Source organism: Saccharopolyspora sp. 6V (assembly GCF_020176785.1).
Taxonomy (GTDB): domain Bacteria; phylum Actinomycetota; class Actinomycetes; order Mycobacteriales; family Pseudonocardiaceae; genus Saccharopolyspora_C; species Saccharopolyspora_C gregorii.
Map to the genome: position 1 here is coordinate 1 of NZ_JAIUKB010000228.1, position 1830 is coordinate 1830.

Annotated in this window: 1 protein-coding gene; it reads left to right on the top strand. The window is 76.8% G+C overall.

Annotated features, from left to right (window positions below; all coding sequences use genetic code 11):
* Positions 1 to 125: 125 nt before the first annotated feature.
* Positions 126 to 1830 (top strand): selenocysteine-specific translation elongation factor (gene selB / locus LCD35_RS29645; protein WP_225045320.1); only part of this gene is annotated, 1705 nt, incomplete at its 3' end.

Sequence of the window (1830 nt, forward strand, 5' to 3'; positions counted from 1 at the left end):
GCCCTGCGCACCGCCCCCACCCCCGTGCTCGGACGCGTCGAACAGGACCGCTGCCTGCTCGACCTGCTCGCCGTCGCCCCCACCGACGACCACACCCTCATCGACACCACCGCGGCGGCCGACCGATGCACGTGATCGCCACCGCCGGGCACGTCGACCACGGCAAGACCACCCTGCTGCGGCAGCTCACCGGCATGGAACCCGACCGGTGGGAACAAGAACGCGACCGCGGCATGACCATCGACCTCGGCTTCGCCTGGACCACCCTCGGCACCCGCACGCTGGCGTTCGTCGACGTACCCGGCCACGAACGGTTCGTGCCCAACATGCTCGCCGGCGCAGGCACCGCCCCCGCCGCCCTGTTCGTCGTCGCCGCCGACGAAGGCTGGCAACCGCAATCCGACGAACACCGCGCCGCGCTGCACGCCCTCGGCGTGCGCCACGCCCTGCTCGCCATCACCCGCAGCGACCTCGCCGACCCCACCGACGCCGAAACCCGAGCCCTGCAGAACCTGGCCGGAACCACCCTCGCCGACCCACCGGTCGTGCAGGTCAGCGGCCGCACCGGCGCCGGCCTGCCCGCGCTGCGCACCGCCCTGGCCGAGCTCACCGACTCCCTGCCCACCCCCGACACCACCGGACCCGTGCGGCTGTGGATCGACCGGGCCTTCACCATCCGCGGCGCAGGCACCGTCGTCACCGGCACCCTCACCGCAGGCACCCTGCGCACCGGCGACCGGCTGCGCCTGCACCCCGCCGACCAGGACGTCGTGGTCCGCGGCCTGCACACCCTCGGCGAACCACGCACCCACGTCACCGCCACCGCCCGGGTCGCGGTCAACCTGCGCGGCATCCCGCACCGGCAGGTCCGCCGCGGGCACGCCCTGCTCACCGAGCACGGCGGACACCGCAGCGACCTCGTCGACGTGCGCCTGCCCGAAACCACCGCCGCCGACCTGCCCCGCCACCTCGTGCTGCACCTCGGCTCCGCCGCCGTACCCGTCCGCATCCGCCCCCTCGGCACCCGCACCGCCCGGCTGTCCCTGGCCGCGCCACTACCGGTGCGCATCGACGACCGGGTGCTGCTGCGCGACCCCGGCGGCCACCACATCCACGGCGCCGACCTGCTCGACGTGCGCCCCCGCCCGCTGCACCGCGGCGGCGCCGCCAGCGACCGCGCCCGCGAACTCGACACCATCCCCACCCGGCCCGACGGAACCACCGCACCCGACGGCGCCGCCGAACTCCGGCGCCGCAAGCTCATCCGCCACCACGAGCTGCGCGCCATGGGCGCCGAACCCCCCGCCGACGCCCCCACCGCCGCAGGCTGGCTGCTCGACCCGGCCCACCGCGACACCCTCGCCGCGCACCTCGTGCACCTGCTGCACGAACACCGCCACCAGCACCCGCTCGACGCCGGCATGAGCCTCGAAGCCGCCCGCCGCGCCCTCGACCTGCCCGACCCGGCGCTGCTGGAACCACTCCTGCGCACCCCCACCGCCCGCGACGTGCACCTCGCCGACGGCAGGCTGCGGCTGGGCACCGCACCCTGGCCCCCCGAAATCGCCGCCGCGCTGCACGCCCTGCACGACACCCTGCGCGCCGACCCGTTCACCGCCCCCACCGCCGACGAACTCCACGACCTCGGCCTCGGCCCCGCCGCCCTCGCCGCCGCAGCCCGCGCCGGAGAACTCCTGCGCCTGGCCCCCGGCATCGTGCCCGCCGCGGTCGCCGCCCGGCACGACTTCGACGTGCTCGCCACCCTGCCCCAGCCGGCAACCCCCCCCCACCCCCCCCCCCCCCCGCCCCCCACCCCCCCCGCCCCCCCGC